Genomic DNA, 18078 nt, shown 5'->3' with positions numbered 1-18078 from the left:
CTATCGAAATAGTGTTTTTCGCTTATCGTTGTGCAATTGGAACATACACTTGATGCGTAGGTCCATTATAATCAGCACGTGGACGGATTAAACGGTTATTTTCATATTGTTCTAGAATATGAGCTAACCAGCCTGACATACGGCTAATTGCAAAAATAGGTGTAAATAAGTCATGGTCAACTCCTAAACAGTGGTATACAGAAGCTGAATAGAAATCAACATTTGGTGGAAGACCTTTTTCTTTTGTTACAATGTCTTCAATTTTGATAGACATATTATACCATTTGTCTTCTCCTAAAAGCACGCATAATCTCTTAGACATTTCACGTAAATGTTTTGCACGTGGATCACCATGCTCATACACACGGTGGCCAAAGCCCATGATTTTCACTTTATTTTGAAGAGCATTATGAATATATGCTTCTACATTTTCTTCTTCGCCAATTTCAGTTAACATCTTCATTACATTTTCATTTGCTCCGCCGTGAAGAGGACCTTTTAATGCACCGATTGCTGCTGTAATACCAGAATACACATCTGAAAGTGTAGCTACGCAAACACGTGCAGTAAATGTAGAAGCGTTTAACTCATGATCTGCATGAAGTACAAGCGCCTTATCAAAAGCCTCAATTTCAACTTCATTTGGCTCACGATCATTTAACATGTACAAGAAGTTTCCAGCTAATGATAGATCTTTTCTTGGCTCAACAACATCTAAACCTTTGCGGATTCTTGCATAAGCAGCAATTAAAGTTCCTACTTGAGCCTGTAATTTAACCGCTTTCAAATAATTGGACTTCTCATCCATAATTTCAGCGCTCTCATCATATAATGATAGCATGGAAATCGCAGTTCGTAAAACAGACATCGGATGCGCGATTTTTAAATCTACTTGTTTCAAATATGTTAAAATTTCACCTGGTACTTTATAGTATTCAGATACAGTTTCACTAAATTCCGCTAGTTCTTTTTCGTTAGGAAGCTTGCGGTGCCATAATAAGTACACTACTTCTTCAAACGTAGCATTCTCAGCTAAATCATCAATATTATACCCAACATAAGTTAATGTATCATCAATAATAGAGCTCACAGATGATGTTGTTGCTACTACCCCTTCTAAACCTCGAATAACAGTCATGACATTCTCTCCTTTTCCTGAAAATTCTCCCAACCTTGCTCCTTATATCTATTTGCTCCCCTTATAAATTATGAACGCTCGTTCACTCTTTAGGCAAGCAAAATGCACGTTCATGCAAATTTGTTGCGATGTTCCCCTCTTATTGTCCATTGCTACATGGAAAGCATGAGCGTGAATGTCTCCCCGAATCCTCACGCTCAGAACAACAAGTTAGTGAGGAAAATGAATCCCGAAGAGTTTATGATAAAAACAACATAAAACAATATCATTATAAAATTGTTTTATGTTGTTTTTATTTTATCTGGTGTATAGTCTCTGCTGTTATGTAACTTTTCAAAGTTTCTAATCCTATTATAAACAATTATCTGACTTTTGTGAACAGAAAGAATTCAAAAATTTTATATTACTATAAAATTCCTTATTTAAACATCTGTATAATACTCATAACTGCATAGGCAATTCCAGCCCCAATTAACGGACCTACAGCGACTCCATTAAATAAAGCTACAGCTATAATTGTCCCAAAAACAAGCGCAGTTGTAATATGTGGGTCCGTCGTCAATAATTGCACACCGCCTTTCGCTAACAAAGCGACCGCCACACCTGAGGCTAAAGCAATCCATGCATAATACGATTTCGCTGCTTCTCCGAGTTGTTTAAAGCCTATTTCCCCTGTCGCAATCGGTACGAGCACTGCTATTGTAATGACTGTTACACCAAGGTTAATCCCTTTCGTTTGTAAATAAGGAAAGACTTTATCTCCTAAAAACGTAAACTTCAATAAGAATAACACTCCAATAGCTACAGTAAGCGATTGGTTTTTAGCAATAAGTCCTATAATAAGTAGTATGAATAAAAATAACGTTGACTGACTAATCATGTTTTCACTTCCTTTCTGAAAATAATGAACTCGCTTCCAAACAAAAATACCTTTAAACCTATCGTTATACATGTCATATCGATGTCTATTTGCCAATGAGAATAAGGCAACAATTTCATTTTTTCATGCATTTTTAACTTACAGAATGAGACTGTAACCAAAAAAATCAAAGCATGTATACATTTTTGAAAACGATTGTCTCTCCTTTCTTTTCTAACAAGAAACAGGTAAAATAAAAAGAAGAGAAAATGAAGTTTTTACCATATAGTAGAAGCATCATCAACAAGCTTTTACAGTCGTTCATGTACTGAAAAAGCAGGGAAAATCCATCATTCCACTATAACATAAAAGTGAAACTTTAATCAGTGAATGCTACTCGTTATAAGTTGAACGAATTAGGCTAATACAAATTGGAATGGGAGGTATACATCTTTGAACCGAAACTTACTATATATGATATTGCGACTCATATTTGTCATTGTAGCAACGGTAGCTGGGTTCTATGTATTACTATACATGTCAGGACTTATCTATCCTTTTATTATCGCTTTTGCATTCGCTTATTTGATTAATCCTGTCGTCAATTTCCTTAATCAAAAACTACAATTCCCTCGTGCATTAGCAGTACTCGTTAGCTTAATTCTCGTATTCGGGGCTATCGTCGGACTTGTTACATACCTTGTAACTGAAGCAATATCCGCCACAACATACTTACTTCAAATTGTTACAGTGAAGTTCCCAGATATCGTTGCATTCGCTCAACAATTTGCGCTTAATCATATTATGCCTCTCTACGATGATTTAATTTCTAAATTTAATCATCTCGGCGAACCCCAACGATATACTATTACACAAAACATTCAAAACTTAGGCACTGAAGCAACGACACAAATGAAAGAACTTTTAACCGCTATTATAAGCGGATTAACAAATTTCATTAGCGCATTACCAACAACTTTAACTGTCCTTGTATTCATTTTATTAGCAACTTTCTTCATTAGTTACGATTGGCACCATCTTGCTCATAAAGTAAGAAAATTTTTACCTAATCGTGTACACGGATACGGAAAAACTATTTTTGTCGATTTAAGAAAAGCTTTGTTTGGTTTTGTTAAAGCACAACTTACACTCGTGTCTATGACAACTGTCATTGTACTAATCGGCCTTTTAATATTACGCGTGCCATACGCGATTACTATCGCGATTATTACAGGAGTTGTAGATTTACTCCCATACTTAGGAACTGGAGCCGTCTTCGTTCCTTGGGTTATATACGTATTTTTCACAGGCGACACCGCATTCGCCATCGGTCTTCTCATCTTATACATCGTCGTGATTGTCCAAAGACAAATCATGGAGCCGAAAGTACTTTCATCTAATATTGGACTTGATCCATTAGCGACACTCATCGCTTTATTTGTCGGCTTTAAGCTCTTTGGTTTTTTAGGATTAATCATCGGTCCAGTCACATTAGTACTACTTAACACATTACACAAAGCCCACGTTTTCCATGACTTATGGAAATTCATTAAAGGCTCACCATCAAAATAATATTTTCTAATTCACATACAACAAAAAACTTAACTGTAATCAGTGGGAAATTCCCACTGATTATTCATTGTACTTACTTTTATACTAACTACAGTTCAAACGAGAGGATTTCCCAAAAAAGGATAATTCTCTTGTTTTTTTCATGAAAAACGCATATTTCGCGGTATTTTTACATTTTTATTCTATTTGTTTTATAATTATTACTTACATTTATTACTTTTTATGTAAATGAATAAATATACAAAATAGAGAGAAATACTCCTTTAATCAGTAGTTTTTTTCTCTCATCTAACTTTTTCACACTAATCGAACACTAACAACACAAAAAAATATTACCCTGATGTAAAACTTCCAATCCGTAACCCCTGTATTCCACCTAACATTAACTACCAGAGGTATAAATAGAAAATACAATAAAAAAATAACACTTAGATTACAGCAATCTAAGTGTTATTTCTGAACAATAATAGTAGCCTTCTTTCTCAATTTCCAATCAATCCACTTCATAACAATCGGCTTCAATAAAGCCCTCGTTACTGGGATAACAAAGATAAAACCTATTATATCCGTCACATATCCAGGAAGTACTAAAAGAATACCTCCTATAAAGACGAAAATACCATCTAGGACGGCATCACCCGGCATTTCTCCTCTATTTAACCTAAATTGAATCTCTCTAACTATTTTAAACCCTTGTCGTTTCGCCAAATACACACCTACAATACCTGTAAATACAATCATAGCGAACGTAGACCATAAACCTATTACATGACTTGATCCAATTAAGACCGTAATTTCAATCGCCGGTATTAAAATAAGCAAGAATAGTAACCACTTCATAGCTCACACTCCTTCATATTTCATTTCAAAGATTTAAGTATCTTCCTTTCACCTTACCAAGCCCCTTATAAGTCCCTTACGACGCCCGTATAAGCCTCATAAAAGATAAACAACCCTCTCCAATAAACGCTATAACAAACGTTTCCTGGAGTGATTTCAGGCGTTTAAAGTTATCTCTATCCTTTTTTGTGTAAAAAAAAGAGAAGGACTCCGCTCCTTCTCTCCGTATTACTTCTTATAGCACTTCCGCATGTCCATTATAAACAATTCCGCGTGCTGCATCAACTGTTACTTCTTGGCCATTTTTTAAAGTTGTTGTTACGCCGTTTACACCGACGATAACAGGAATACCGATAGATACACCTACAACAGCCGCATGGCTTGTTAAGCCGCCTTCTTCAACAACTAAAGCAGCAGCTTTTTCAATTGCAGGAATCATATCTTTATCAGTGCTTGTTGTAACAAGGATATCACCTTTGTTTACGTTCGCTACAGCTTCAGCAGCTGTTTTTGCTACAACTACTTTACCTTTTGCAGCTTTACGACCGATTCCTTGTCCTTTAGCAACTTCTTCACCAACAACGTGGATTTTCATTAAGTTTGTTGTACCAGTTTCAGCAACTGGAACACCAGCAGTGATTACTACAGTGTCTCCAAGTCCGATTAGACCTGCATCCATACCTGTTTGAATTGCAGTATCTAACATTTCGTCAGTAGAAGCTGCACGTTTTCCAGCCATAAACGCTTGTACACCCCAAACAAGTGCAAGACGACGTCCTACTTGCTCGTCAGATGTTACAGCTACGATTGGAGATTTTGGACGGTATTTAGAGATCATTTTCGCAGTATGTCCACTTTCTGTTGGAGCTACTATTGCAGCTACATCAAGAGCAAGTGCTGTATGCGCAACAGATTGGCTAATTGCATCTGTAATTGTTGGAGTGAACTCTTTAATACGTTTTTTGAACATATCTTCATATTGTAATGATTTTTCAACACGCACTGCAATGTTAGCCATCATTGTTACAGCTTCTACAGGGTATTGACCCGCAGCAGTTTCACCTGAAAGCATAATTGCATCTGTTCCATCGAAGATTGCGTTTGCTACGTCACTTGCTTCCGCACGAGTTGGACGTGGGTTACGTTGCATAGAATCTAACATTTGTGTTGCAGTAATAACCGGTTTGCCTAATACGTTACATTTTTTGATTAGACGCTTTTGTACTAATGGTACTTCTTCTGGTGGAATTTCTACACCCATATCACCACGAGCAACCATTAAACCGTCAGAAACTTCTAAGATTGCATCGATGTTGTCGATACCTTCTTGGTTTTCGATTTTTGGTACGATTTGGATGTATTGAGCGTCATGTCCTTCTAATAATTCACGAATTTCTAATACGTCAGATGCTTTACGTACGAAAGATGCCGCGATGAAATCAACTTTTTGCTCGATACCGAAAACGATATCTTTTACGTCTTTTTCAGTGATACCAGGAAGCTTAATGCTTACGTTTGGTACGTTAACACCTTTTTTATTTTTTACAGTTCCACTGTTTAATACTTTTGTACGGATGTTTCCATCAGCTTTTTCGATTACTTCTAGTTCGATAAGACCGTCATCGATTAGAATACGAGAACCTGGATCAACATCATCATAAAGACCAGCATAAGATACAGAGAACTTCTCTGCAGTTCCTAATACTTGTTCAGTAGAAAGAATTACTTCTGCACCTGTTACAAGCTCAGCTTGTCCGTCTACGAAGTCGTGAGTACGGATTTCTGGACCTTTTGTATCAAGTAAGATACCAACTGTTTTACCAGTTTTCTTTGAAGCTTCACGAATGTTTTTAATACGAGCGCCGTGCTCTTCATGGCTACCGTGAGAGAAGTTTAAACGAGCAACGTTCATACCCGCTTCCATTAATTGTTCTAATTTCTCAATACTTTCACTAGCAGGACCTATAGTACATACAATTTTAGTTTTACGCATATTGCACCTCCGAAAATTATGAAACCGTTCCCAAATACAAGGCATTAAGCCGATTAGATGGATAATTCTTTAGATAATTGATACATATCTTTATCGATTGTATGCTTTTGAGCTAACGCTTCGATAATGTCATGATCAACAAGTTTATTGTTTTGAATACCAACACAACGTCCGCCATTACCAGCAATTAATAATTCAACTGCTCTTGCACCAAGACGACTTGCTAATACACGGTCTTGTGCACTTGGTGATCCACCACGTTGTACGTGACCTAATACAGTTACACGAGTATCAAAGCTTGTTGCTTCTTCAATGTGCTTACCGATGTCAATCGCACTTCCAACACCTTCAGCTACAACGATAATACTGTGCTTTTTACCACGTTCACTACCGCGTTTCAGACGAGCAATAACATCATCCATGTCATACTCTTCTTCTGGAATTAAGATAGTTTCGGCACCATCAGCTAAACCAGCCCATAATGCGATATCTCCAGCATGACGCCCCATTACTTCGATAACATATGTACGTTCATGAGATGTAGCTGTATCACGGATTTTATCAATTGCATCAATAACAGTATTTAAAGCTGTATCGAAACCAATTGTGAAGTCTGTTCCAGGGATATCATTGTCGATTGTACCTGGTACACCAACACATGGGAATCCTTGCTCAGTTAATTTTTTAGCACCTTGGTAAGAACCATCTCCACCAATAACAACAAGTCCTTCAATACCATGTTTCTTTAATTGCTCGATTCCTTTAAGTCGTACTTCTGGGTCTTTAAACTCAGGACATCTTGCTGTATATAATTTTGTACCACCACGGTGGATAATATCGCCAACAGAACCAAGTTCTAATTTTTCAATATGACCAGAAATTAAACCAGCGTATCCATGGTAAATACCATATACTTCAATATCATGGAAAATCGCTTTACGAACAACTGCACGAATGGCAGCATTCATACCAGGTGAATCTCCACCACTTGTTAATACACCAATACGTTTCATTTGTACTCACCTCATAAAGATTATTTGCCTTATAATAAAATAACACGAAAAAATACAAAAACACAATGGAGAAGATGTGTCTTTTCATAATAAAAACGTGCATTCGCGAAGAGGAACGCACGCTTTTCTTATTTTATCCCAATGGAAGCGTTTGAAAACGAAACTTGCCCAATTTTCATATATTTTTCATAACGTTTTTCGATTAATTCATCTTTCGAAATTCCGCTTAATTGTTCAAAAGTTTTCTTAAGCATTAAATCTATATTTTCTGATTGTTTTAAAACATTACGATGCGCTCCGCCTTTTGCCTCTGGAATAATTTCGTCAATTACACCTAATTCTTTCAAATCTAATGCTGTAATTTTCATCGCTTCTGCAGCTTCCTTCGCTTTTCCTGCATCTTTCCAAAGAATTGCCGCCGCACCCTCTGGTGTAATAACAGAATACGTGGAATTTTCCAGCATATGAATGTAATCTCCTACTCCAAGACCTAACGCACCACCGCTACCACCTTCACCGATAACAATACAAATAACAGGTACAGTTAAACCCGCCATTTCAAATAAATTACGGGCAATTGCCTCACTTTGTCCACGTTCTTCAGCTGCTTTACCAGGATAAGCTCCCTTCGTATCGATGAAACAAATAATAGGACGATTAAACTTTTCCGCTTGTTTCATGAGACGCAGTGCTTTTCGATAGCCTTCTGGATGAGGCATCCCAAAATTACGACGAATATTTTCTTTCGTATCTTTTCCGCGTTGGTGCCCAATTACAGTTACAGGCATCCCTTTATATTTCGCAATGCCGCCGACAATCGCTGCATCGTCGCCAAATAGGCGATCTCCATGACATTCAAAAAAATTAGTAAATAAGTGCTCAATATAATCGAGCGTTGTCGGTCTTTCTGCATGACGAGCAATTTGAACACGGTCCCATACTTTCATATTGCCGTATATATCTTCCTCTAATTTTTCTAGCTTGTCTTCCAAAATACGAATCTCCTCACTGAAGTCCATCTGGCTGTTTTTCGTATAGTCTTTCAGTTCACGAATCTTATTTCTTAGCTCAACAACTGGTTTCTCAAATTCTAACTCTGCCATACAGCCATTTCCCCTCCTTGATGAACTTCTAAAATCTTACGGAGCGATTCTCTCATATCATCACGATGCACCACCGCATCTAATTGACCGTGCTCTAGTAAAAATTCTGCCGTTTGGAAATCTTCCGGTAGTTTCTCACGCACTGTTTGTTCAATTACACGTCTACCAGCAAATCCGATAAGTGCACCTGGCTCTGCAAGATTGTAATCACCAAGTGAAGCGAAACTCGCTGAAACCCCGCCCGTCGTCGGGTGAGTCATAACAGAAATAAATAGTCCTCCTGCATTACTATGCTTTTTCAAAGCTACGCTTGTTTTTGCCATTTGCATTAAACTTAATATCCCTTCTTGCATACGGGCACCACCCGACGCAGTAAAGATAATAAATGGAACTTGTAAGTCGTACGCTTTTTCAACTGCACGGGCAATCTTCTCTCCTACAACAGAGCCCATGCTGCCCATTCGAAAACGAGAATCCATTACTGCAACAACAACAAGCATGTCATCAATTGTTCCTTCACCAGTTACAACCGCTTCGTTCAATTCAGTCTTCTTACGATCGCTCTCTAGTTTCTCTTCGTATCCTGGAAACTCGAGTGGATTTAATGAAACCATTTCTTTGTCATACTCACGGAATGACCCTTCGTCCAATATACTATCAAGACGTTCCCATGCATTCATAGGATGATGATATCCACAATTCACACATACTTTTAAATTTTTTAGCAGCTCTTTCGTATACATGATTTTTTTACATTTCGGACATTTTGTCATAACGCCATCCGGTACATCTTTTCGTACTTGTTCTGAAGGTATTGCAGCGTACTTTTTCTTTTTCACGAATAAATCTCTTAGCACAATTTGACCCCCTTCGTTGAGAGCTAAGGTTAGCGCAAGAAGAAAATTGGGCTAACACCAAAGTTTGATGTTAGCCTTATCTTCTCAATCTGTCTAATAACCTCACTCTTTACGTTTAACTTTAACCGCTATGCGGTAGAATGTTTGTCATAACGTGTCATGGTCATTTCGACAAATTTTATACATTACGAGTGAAACTGTATATTCTCTACTAATTCATCGTAAATTTTTAACGCATCATTTTCTTGTTTCTCTTTCAAGGCAGCATAAAGCTTTCTATATATTTCGATAGAATCTCCTGAAATTTCACAAGAAAGCGTTGCAACGTAATCATTTACGATCATCCAAATGCGATAAAGTAAATAATTATCGAATTGTTCAATAAGTGTTTTAAAGAACGTTTGATGAAGCATTGGAATTGAGCTTTCATTTTCTTCAAGCACTTGGTGTAATTTACTTAGCACTTTAGAAAACGTTTCTTTCGGCAAATTACATACAAGTCGAATCATATCTTTCTCAAGCAATCGTTTTGTTTGTAATAAATCACGAATTGTTTTCTCATCTTGCAGCAAGAACGGAGCAATTAATTGTACAAGACCGTTATCGTAAAAGTTTCGAATAAACGTCCCCTCACCACGTCTTGTTTCAATTAACCCTACAAGTTCTAAAGCACGCAATGCTTCTCTTACAGAGGAACGTCCAACGTTTAAGCGTGAACTTAACTCACGCTCAGACGGCAAACGATCCCCCGCTACTAAACCATCCTCTTCCATTATGGAACGGATTTTTTTTACAATTTCGAGATATACTTTTGTATTTGATGATGTCAATGGAAATTCCTCGCTTATTCTTTACCAATCAGCGCTAATTGTTTTGTTTTCTCAGCGACTTCATTTGGATCTACTTGACGGCGAGCTACTCCTGTCTCCATTGCCGCTTTCGCAACGTAAGCCGCTACTTGAGGCGCTACACGCGCGTCAAATGGCGCTGGAATGATATGGTCCGCATTCAACTCATCTTCTGATACAAGCTCTGCAATGGCTTGTACAGCTGCCATCTTCATTTCTTCATTAATTTGTGTCGCATGTACATCAAGTGCACCGCGGAAAATACCAGGGAACGCTAGTACATTATTTACTTGGTTCGGGAAGTCAGAACGACCTGTTCCAACAACAGCTGCGCCCGCTGCTTTTGCCAATTCTGGCATAATTTCTGGAACCGGATTCGCCATTGCAAAAATAATTGCATCGTCATTCATTGTACGAACCATCTCTTCAGTTAATGCACCTGCTGCAGATACACCAATGAATACGTCCGCACCTTGTAAAACGTCAGCTAAAGAACCTTCAATACGATTCTTATTTGTATATTTTGCAACTTCATCTTTCACCGGATTCATACCTGTAGGGCGACCTTCATAGATTGCACCTTTACGGTCACACATAATAACGTCACGTACACCATAGCGATATAAAAGTTTAATGATTGCAATACCCGCTGCACCTGCGCCATTTGCGACAACTTTAATGTCAGACATTTTCTTTCCAACTAATTTCAGCGCGTTTACAAGGCCCGCTACTGTTACGATAGCTGTTCCGTGTTGATCATCATGGAAGATAGGAATATTTGTTTCTTTTTTCAAACGTTCTTCAATAACGAAGCAGTTTGGTGCTGCAATATCTTCTAAGTTTACACCGCCAAAAGTTGGCTCCATTAATTTTACAGTTTCAACAATTTTATCTACATCGTTTGTATTTAAGGCAATCGGGAATGCATCTACACCAGCAAAGCTCTTGAATAATACAGCTTTACCTTCCATTACTGGAAGAGATGCTTCAGGTCCAATGTTACCAAGACCAAGTACAGCCGTTCCATCTGTCACAACTGCTACCATATTTCCCTTCATTGTATATTCATATACCTTACTTTTATCGTCATAAATTTCTTTACAAGGCTCTGCAACCCCTGGAGAATATGCAAGACTTAAATCTTTTGCATTTTCTACTTTTACTTTTGATACAGTTTCTAATTTTCCTTGATGCACTTTATGCATGTGAAGTGCTTCTTCACGAAGTGTTGACAAACTATCCACTCTCCTCAAATTATTCTTGCTGATATCAATTTCTCCAAGTGGTCTGACCACGAACACTACTACTATAATAATCGAAGTGTAGGGAAATTGTCCATTATATTTTCACAACGACGTTTTCGCCGCCGACAATTTCACGAAGTGCTCCTAGACATTCTTCACTCGGATGAATTGATAAACTTCGAGATAATTGTACCATTTTATGTTCCTTTTCATAATAAATTAGTACTTTCGCAAAACCTGAATAGTCAAACAATACTTTTGTAACCTGATTTAAAAGCTTTTTCTCATACTGAGATGGCAATTTCACGTAAACAGATGCGTCTTTCTTTTCTTCATAAGCATCCATTTCCTCTAACGGATAGAGTCCATTTACAATCCATTGCAGCTTATGATTCCTTAGCTCAATCGTACCGTCAACTAAAACAATTGCCCCTTCTTGTAACTTGTCTGAGAAATGTATATACGTCTCCGGGAAAACAACCGCTTCCATTTCATCATTTTGATCACAAAATGTAATAAACGCCATCTTTTGAAACTTTTTCGTACGAATCACTCTCACACTTGTTATATATACAATCGCTCTTTGTACTTTTTTCTTATGTCGCATCGCCTGAGCTAGAGATGGGATTTCTAATTCTTTTCCTAACTTCGCATACTGCGCTGTCGGGTAACTAGATAAATAAAAACCGAGGGCTTCTTTCTCTTTATTTAACTGTTCAATAAAGGGTAGCTCTTCTCCTTGTACATATTTTGATTTTGGAACAGCATCTCCTAAATCACGTGCAAGGTTCGCGTACTCTAGCGCTCCTTTAAGACTTTTCCATAAATTCGTTCTCGAAACACCAAAATCGTCAAAACATCCCGACCAGACAAACGCTTCTAAATTTCGCTCCGTAACAAACTTTGATGGCATACGAAGACAAAATTCAAATAAATCTTCGAACATTTTTCCCTCTCGTTCTTCGAGTAACGCCGTCACTGTAGCCATCCCGATATTTCGAATTGAAAGTAAACTGTAACGTATCGCATTCCCTTCCATTTGGAAGTTATAACCACTTCTCTGAAGAGACGGCGGCAACACATGAAACCCTTTTCGTTTTGTTTCTCGTATATACTGCACAATCTTATCTTCATTTCCAATTGCACTTGATAATAGTGCCGTCATAAATTCTAGCGTGTAATTCGCTTTTAAATAGGCAAGCTGATATCCGATCATACTGTAAGCTACAGCGTGACTTCGGTTAAAACCGTAGTTCGCAAATCTTACAATCAAATCGTAAATTTGTTCTGAAGCTGTCTCATCGTATCCATTTTTCAAACAACCTTGAACAAAATGCTTACGTTCTTGATCTAAAATATCACGATTCTTTTTACTCACTGCACGGCGCAGTAAATCCGCTTCTCCAAGCGAAAACCCGGCTAACTTCGATGCGATTTGCATAATTTGTTCTTGGTATACAATTACGCCATATGTTCTTTCTAAAATCGGCTTTAAGTCCGGATGTAAATATTCAATTCGTCGTTTTCCGTGCTTCGATTCAATAAAGGTTGGAATTTGTTCCATCGGTCCCGGTCTGTATAACGAGTTAACAGCAACTATATCTTCAAATTCATTCGGTTTTAACCCACGAAGTACATTTCGCATACCACCTGATTCAAGCTGGAATACACCTGTTGTATCCCCTCTTCCTAACAATTGAAACGTCTTTTCATCTTGAAGAGGTAAATTTCTTATATCAATGTGTTTCCCCGTTTTTTTCACAATAAACTTTATAATATTTTCAAGTAACGTTAAATTACGTAATCCTAAAAAGTCCATCTTGAGCAACCCAAGCTCTTCTAATGCATCGGCTGGATATTGCGTAACATAAACATCGTTATGCCCTTCTTGAATTGCTACACTTCCTGTTAACGGTTCTTGGCTCATAATAACGCCGGCCGCATGAATAGACGTATGACGCGGTAATCCCTCTACACGTTTTGCAATTTCAAACACACGCTCATGCAAAAGATTCCCTTGTATAAACTCACGGAGTGACTGAGATTCCTCATATGCATCTTTTAATGTTATACCAAGCTTTGATGGGATAAGTTTTGAAAATATGTCAATATCTCTTGGCGGAAGCCCCATTACACGAGCGATGTCCCTAATTGCAGCTTTCGCTGCAAGAGTTCCGAACGTTACAATTTGAGCAACACGAAGCTGACCATATTTATCTTTCACATATCGAATCATCTCATCACGTCTTATATCTGGAAAATCAATATCAATATCTGGAAGTGTCACACGTTCAGGATTTAAAAACCTTTCAAATAGTAAGTCATATTCAATCGGATCGATATCTGTAATCTCCAATACGTAAGAAACGAGTGAACCAGCTGCCGATCCACGTCCTGGTCCTGTTAAAATATGATTTTCATGTGCGTATTTCATAAAGTCCCATACGATGAGGAAATAGTCACTAAATCCCATACTAGAAATCACATCTAATTCATGATTCAAACGCTGTATGTGCACTTCTTTCGGCGTACCATATCGTTTGCGCAAGCCTTCTTCACAAACACGGCGCAAATACGTATCATTCGTCTCATTAGATGGAACAGGAAATTTCGGTAATTGATTTACATGGAAAGGAATTTCTACTCGGCAACGCTCCGCGATTTTTATTGTATTTTGAATCGCTTCCTCAGCATGAGAAAATAGTGCTTCCATTTCATCCGATGACTTTAAATAATATTGATCCGTTTTCATTCTCGGCCTATCTGGATCAGTCATTTTCGTTCCGCCTTCAACAGATAATAAACATTCATGAACAAGTGCATCACTTTGATTAATGTAGCGTACATCATTTGTCGCAACGACTGGAACGTTTACCTTATTAATAAATTCAGGCAGCTTTTCTTGTAAAAGCAGTTCATCTTGAATCGCATGATGCTGCAAACTTATATAAAAATTGCTGAACATATTTTGATACGTATGAGCTACTTCTTCAGCCTGACTCTCTTTGTCTTCTAATAATAACTGTTCAATCTCTCCGTCTTTCCCTGGTGAAATTGCAATTAATCCTTTCGCATAATGAGCGAGCCACTTCTTTGGAATACCCTCTTTTGACTTAGTCATAATGCTGCTAGAAATTTTCAATAAATTTTGATAGCCTATTTCATTCTCAGCAAGTAAGACGAGTGGATAAGACTTTTCTTCTTCTTCACTAAAAATAGAAGCTGTTAAGCCGATAATAGGCTGTATACCATTTTTCTTGCATGCTTTATAAAACGGAATAACTCCATACATAACATTTTCATCTGTAATGGCCAGCGATGAAAATCCAAGCTCTTTCGCCCGAATGACAAGCTCATCAATTTTACAAGCACTTTTTAACAAACTAAAAACGGTTTGACATTGTAAATGCACAAACTTCACTGTTGTACCCTCTCTTTACCTATTTGACTACTTTTATTATAGGTGATGAGGAAAGCGGAAATCAAAACATACTTCTCATACTTTGTCCATATATATGAAGAAGAAAGGGGAATGACGATGGATGTAAGAGAACATACTTTTTTCTCTCTGCTTATTATTAGTTACTTTATTGCCTTTGGAGTTATACTTGGTGGTTCATTAATTGGCGGATTTGGTGCATTTCTCATTGGAAAACCAGCTCTAACTTATATTAATCAATTTGCTCAAAATTTAAGAATCTGGGCACTCGTTGCAGCGATAGGCGGAACGTTCGATACCTTTTATAGCTTTGAAAGAAGCTTCTTTGGCGGAGATATGAAAGATATCGTAAAACAAATTCTCCTTATTTTTTTTGCAACTGGTGGTATGCAAACTGGTCTTATTATTATTAAATGGCTAACGCAGGAACATGTATGAGAGTACCAAGTGCCAATACAGCCAAAAGATGGTACTTAGTTTTAGCAGGTGCTGCTGTTGGAGGCGTTTTGAGCTGGTTTATTTTTTTGTACATATATGGTGTTTTTCAGCAGGAACAAGCTAGTGAAATAGCAGAACAAAGAGAAATTATAGAAAAGCAAGAAGCAAAACTCCACGTCCTTCTCGAAGATCAAGAGAAATTGAATACAGAAAATAAGCGGCTCTTAACAATTCAAGAAATTAAAATAAAAATTATAAATCGTGAAAAATATGATTTAGACAACCTTACACTCGAAAACATGACTACTTCTATCCATAATGATCTCCAGCATCTTTTAACGAAAAACATTCAAAGCATCGCAAAAAATAAAGACCTACTCAAAAAAGTGATCGAAAATAAAACGTACAAACATTACGATCGTATATATCGCTTTAAAGTAGACACAGTCTCTTTTGATACCGTACTAGAAATTAGTATTGTTATTGAGAAAGAAAAATAAAAAATACCTCCTCAAATCTCCATTTAATGATATTTAGATTTAAAAACAAAAAAGGAGGGCTTCAGTGCCCCTCCTTCTCTTTCGTTCGACATACACTTTTTATCTACACAGCTCACGTAAATCAGCAAAAAGACGATCCGCTTCTTCCCAAGAAGATGCTTTTGCACCCGAAGCCATCGGATGTCCTCCACCATTATATTGCATTGCTAATTTATTAATAACTGGTCCTTTTGAACGAAGACGAACACGAATCACATCGCCTTCCTCTAAAAATAGAACCCACGCCTTTAATCCGTCAATATTACCAAGCGCTCCGACAACACCAGATGCTTCAGAAGGAAGTACATCAAACTCTTCTAGTACCTCTTTCGTTAATTTAATATACGCTGCACCTTCTTCTACCATCGTAAAGTTTTGTAAAATATAACCGTTTAAACGAGCAATTTTTTCTTTCGTCTTATACATTTCATTGTATAAATCTGTGAATTTAACACCCATGTCAACGAGCTCACTTACGTAACGAAGTGTTTTTGCTGTTGTATTCGGGAATAAGAAACGACCTGTATCACCGACAATACCCGCTAAAATAAGGCGAGCTGCTTCTGTTGTTATCTTTAATCCTTTATCTTTTCCATAACTGTAAAACTCATAAATCATTTCACTTGTAGAACTAGCTGTCGTATCCACCCACGTAATATCTCCGTATGGATCTTCATTCGGATGATGATCAATTTTAATTAACATCTTTCCTTTTGTATAGCGTTGATCGTCAACACGCTCTTGGTTCGCAGTATCACAAACGATAACAAGTGCATTTTCATATACACTATCTTCAATATCATCCATTACTCGTAAAAATGATAAAGACGGTTCATTGTACCCAACCATATAAATATTTTTCTCTGGAAACGATTCTTGTAGAATTGTACCAAGACCGCACTGAGAACCTAATGCATCTGGATCTGGACGTACATGACGATGAATAATAATCGTATCAAACTCTTTAATTGCTCCTAAAATTTGCTCATGCATATGTATAATCTCCTTTTTATTCAACTTCTTCACTTTATCCCCCATTATAACGGAAAATATTTCATACATGCGAACAATTGCTTTATAATAAAAATTAGAAAGTTTAGATATTTCTTTTTCTTTACCATTTTATACGAAGCGATGGGAGTGTGCATTATGCCAGTATTAGTCTTTTGTATTATCGTCTCATTTATGTTGTATCTTTTCTATAAAACAAAATTCTTTCGTACAAACCGTCCGATGGAGAAAGGGTGGCTCTCCGGAAAATCCGCAATGGCACTCGGCTTATTCGTCCTATTTTTCGGGATAAACCAATTCTTTTTAGAACTTTCAACTGCCCGCATTATTGTTGGTGCTTTATTTATTTTATTTGGCAGCGCGAGTACATTTAATGGATTCCGCCAATATAAACACTTTCTACCATTGGCAGTCAAAGAAGCCGAATCTTATAAAACAACGTAAAAAAGCATCAATATTGTGATGCTTTTTTACGTCCCTTAACTTTCAAAATCATATATGCAACAAACGCGGATGGTATATTAAAGAGGTTACCTTGCACATGAAAATGTAATTGCTCTTCTTCAAAGGACATCTTTTCATATAGTTCTCGCTGTGATAATCCTGTTCGTTTCTTTTTTTCATGCAGTCCTTGTAAATATAAATATTGAATCGGTATCATTACAAGAAAGTAAAATAGTGCGATACCACCAAAAAGGAGTAATTCTGATGACATATGGTATACCACCTTCCGAAAATCCATTATCTTACAATACAATTATAACATAGTATAAAATAAAGTTGAATTAATATTCTGATTTTTAACCGTATAATTACTTCTCCACATATATATCCTGCTACTTCTTTGTCTTCCAGCTAAAACCCCCCCATATCTTTAGCAGCAGCTTCAACACCCAATAAAACAAAATAAAGTTAAAGAAAAACCCTAATGGATTAAACCAGACTTCCCAACCACCATAATAAACAAACGTTTCAGCTGGTACACCAAAATAAAGGAAATCAGGCTCATTTTCTCCTGATATAGGAATAAAGGAACCAATACTTGCGAGAATCAAACTTACAAAATACAACTTCTTTTTAATACCATTCATTCTTCTATGTGTTAACACATGAACAATTATGATACATACGACAACTAAAAAGAAAATTATCCCAGCCATTCAACACCTCCTTATCACTACGAC

General features: G+C 37.1%; 17 protein-coding genes. 4 read left to right on the top strand and 13 right to left on the bottom strand.

Going from position 1 to position 18078, the window contains the following annotated elements; genetic code table 11:
• Positions 1-22 precede the first annotated feature (22 nt).
• A complete protein-coding gene (gene citZ, locus Q3V31_RS13340; protein ID WP_000503655.1) occupies positions 23-1171 on the bottom strand; it encodes a citrate synthase in 1149 nt (382 codons plus the stop codon).
• A 385-nt stretch (positions 1172-1556) separates the two neighbouring features.
• Positions 1557-2018 carry a DUF441 domain-containing protein gene (locus Q3V31_RS13335; RefSeq protein ID WP_000625507.1) on the bottom strand — a complete coding sequence of 154 codons (462 nt, stop codon included), beginning with the start codon at positions 2016-2018 and terminating at the stop codon, positions 1557-1559.
• Between the two features lie 432 nt (positions 2019-2450).
• Between Q3V31_RS13335 and ytvI the strand changes: the two genes are divergently transcribed.
• On the top strand, positions 2451-3569 hold the full coding sequence (gene ytvI, locus Q3V31_RS13330; RefSeq protein WP_001081383.1) for a sporulation integral membrane protein YtvI: 1119 nt from the start codon (positions 2451-2453) through the stop codon (positions 3567-3569).
• Between the two features lie 450 nt (positions 3570-4019).
• Here ytvI and Q3V31_RS13325 read toward each other — a convergent pair whose 3' ends face one another.
• The 8 genes from Q3V31_RS13325 to dnaE form a co-directional block, all read right to left on the bottom strand.
• Entirely contained in the window at positions 4020-4409 is a 390-nt protein-coding gene (locus tag Q3V31_RS13325; RefSeq protein ID WP_000871641.1) for an FxsA family protein, read from the bottom strand.
• Positions 4410-4644: 235 nt separating this feature from the next.
• On the bottom strand, positions 4645-6402 hold the full coding sequence (gene pyk, locus Q3V31_RS13320; protein WP_001232681.1) for a pyruvate kinase: 1758 nt from the start codon (positions 6400-6402) through the stop codon (positions 4645-4647).
• A gap of 53 nt (positions 6403-6455) precedes the next feature.
• On the bottom strand, positions 6456-7415 hold the full coding sequence (gene pfkA, locus Q3V31_RS13315) for a 6-phosphofructokinase (protein ID WP_000821159.1): 960 nt from the start codon (positions 7413-7415) through the stop codon (positions 6456-6458).
• Between the two features lie 128 nt (positions 7416-7543).
• Positions 7544-8518 carry an acetyl-CoA carboxylase carboxyl transferase subunit alpha gene (accA, locus tag Q3V31_RS13310; protein ID WP_000818787.1) on the bottom strand — a complete coding sequence of 325 codons (975 nt, stop codon included), beginning with the start codon at positions 8516-8518 and terminating at the stop codon, positions 7544-7546.
• Complete coding sequence (accD, locus tag Q3V31_RS13305) at positions 8506-9375, bottom strand: acetyl-CoA carboxylase, carboxyltransferase subunit beta (RefSeq protein WP_000942865.1); 870 nt, start codon at positions 9373-9375, stop codon at positions 8506-8508. Before accD ends, accA begins: the two co-directional genes overlap by 13 nt.
• A 185-nt stretch (positions 9376-9560) precedes the next feature.
• On the bottom strand, positions 9561-10205 hold the full coding sequence (locus tag Q3V31_RS13300) for a FadR/GntR family transcriptional regulator (RefSeq protein ID WP_000204454.1): 645 nt from the start codon (positions 10203-10205) through the stop codon (positions 9561-9563).
• Between the two features lie 14 nt (positions 10206-10219).
• Positions 10220-11428, bottom strand: coding sequence for an NADP-dependent malic enzyme (gene ystJ / locus Q3V31_RS13295; protein ID WP_165444500.1), 1209 nt, complete (start codon positions 11426-11428; stop codon positions 10220-10222).
• Positions 11429-11561: 133 nt separating this feature from the next.
• Positions 11562-14888 (bottom strand): DNA polymerase III subunit alpha, encoded by a 3327-nt coding sequence (gene dnaE, locus Q3V31_RS13290; protein WP_000673706.1) that lies wholly within the window; start codon positions 14886-14888, stop codon positions 11562-11564.
• A 42-nt stretch (positions 14889-14930) separates the two neighbouring features.
• On the opposite strand from dnaE, the gene Q3V31_RS13285 reads away from it, so the two are divergent.
• Both Q3V31_RS13285 and ytrI read left to right on the top strand, forming a co-directional pair.
• Complete coding sequence (locus Q3V31_RS13285) at positions 14931-15344, top strand: YtrH family sporulation protein (RefSeq protein ID WP_002034291.1); 414 nt, start codon at positions 14931-14933, stop codon at positions 15342-15344.
• Positions 15341-15844, top strand: coding sequence for a sporulation membrane protein YtrI (gene ytrI, locus Q3V31_RS13280; RefSeq protein WP_001265739.1), 504 nt, complete (start codon positions 15341-15343; stop codon positions 15842-15844). The genes Q3V31_RS13285 and ytrI overlap by 4 nt, the downstream gene beginning before the upstream one ends.
• Positions 15845-15943: 99 nt before the next feature.
• On the opposite strand, the gene Q3V31_RS13275 is transcribed toward ytrI, so the two are convergent.
• Positions 15944-16876, bottom strand: a complete 933-nt coding sequence (locus Q3V31_RS13275) for a DHH family phosphoesterase (protein WP_000545126.1) — start codon at positions 16874-16876, stop codon at positions 15944-15946.
• 156 nt (positions 16877-17032) lie between these two features.
• On the opposite strand from Q3V31_RS13275, the gene Q3V31_RS13270 reads away from it, so the two are divergent.
• Positions 17033-17338 carry a YtpI family protein gene (locus Q3V31_RS13270; protein ID WP_001144758.1) on the top strand — a complete coding sequence of 102 codons (306 nt, stop codon included), beginning with the start codon at positions 17033-17035 and terminating at the stop codon, positions 17336-17338.
• A 7-nt stretch (positions 17339-17345) separates the two neighbouring features.
• On the opposite strand, the gene Q3V31_RS13265 is transcribed toward Q3V31_RS13270, so the two are convergent.
• Together Q3V31_RS13265 and Q3V31_RS13260 are read right to left on the bottom strand one after the other, a co-directional pair.
• Positions 17346-17609 carry a DUF3949 domain-containing protein gene (locus Q3V31_RS13265; protein ID WP_000093645.1) on the bottom strand — a complete coding sequence of 88 codons (264 nt, stop codon included), beginning with the start codon at positions 17607-17609 and terminating at the stop codon, positions 17346-17348.
• A gap of 121 nt (positions 17610-17730) precedes the next feature.
• A complete protein-coding gene (locus Q3V31_RS13260) occupies positions 17731-18054 on the bottom strand; it encodes a hypothetical protein (RefSeq protein ID WP_329765407.1) in 324 nt (107 codons plus the stop codon).
• Positions 18055-18078: the final 24 nt, after the last annotated feature.

This window comes from Bacillus nitratireducens (assembly GCF_036320425.1).
Lineage (GTDB): Bacteria > Bacillota > Bacilli > Bacillales > Bacillaceae_G > Bacillus_A > Bacillus_A nitratireducens.
The sequence above is the reverse complement of the archived record's forward strand: the minus strand, read 5'-3'. Positions and strand labels throughout refer to the sequence as shown.

Excerpts from the sequence above, each read along its gene's own strand:
- Q3V31_RS13335 (WP_000625507.1), bottom strand. The coding sequence starts at position 2,018 with ATGATTAGTCAGTCAACGTTATTTTTATTCATACTACTTATTATAGGA.
- Q3V31_RS13325 (WP_000871641.1), bottom strand. The coding sequence starts at position 4,409 with ATGAAGTGGTTACTATTCTTGCTTATTTTAATACCGGCGATTGAAATT.
- pyk (WP_001232681.1), bottom strand. The coding sequence starts at position 6,402 with ATGCGTAAAACTAAAATTGTATGTACTATAGGTCCTGCTAGTGAAAGT.
- pfkA (WP_000821159.1), bottom strand. The coding sequence starts at position 7,415 with ATGAAACGTATTGGTGTATTAACAAGTGGTGGAGATTCACCTGGTATG.
- accA (WP_000818787.1), bottom strand. The coding sequence starts at position 8,518 with ATGGCAGAGTTAGAATTTGAGAAACCAGTTGTTGAGCTAAGAAATAAG.
- ystJ (WP_165444500.1), bottom strand. The coding sequence starts at position 11,428 with ATGCATAAAGTGCATCAAGGAAAATTAGAAACTGTATCAAAAGTAAAA.
- ytrI (WP_001265739.1), top strand. The coding sequence starts at position 15,341 with ATGAGAGTACCAAGTGCCAATACAGCCAAAAGATGGTACTTAGTTTTA.
- Q3V31_RS13275 (WP_000545126.1), bottom strand. The coding sequence starts at position 16,876 with ATGCATGAGCAAATTTTAGGAGCAATTAAAGAGTTTGATACGATTATT.
- Q3V31_RS13270 (WP_001144758.1), top strand. The coding sequence starts at position 17,033 with ATGCCAGTATTAGTCTTTTGTATTATCGTCTCATTTATGTTGTATCTT.
- Q3V31_RS13265 (WP_000093645.1), bottom strand. The coding sequence starts at position 17,609 with ATGTCATCAGAATTACTCCTTTTTGGTGGTATCGCACTATTTTACTTT.
- Q3V31_RS13260 (WP_329765407.1), bottom strand. The coding sequence starts at position 18,054 with ATGGCTGGGATAATTTTCTTTTTAGTTGTCGTATGTATCATAATTGTT.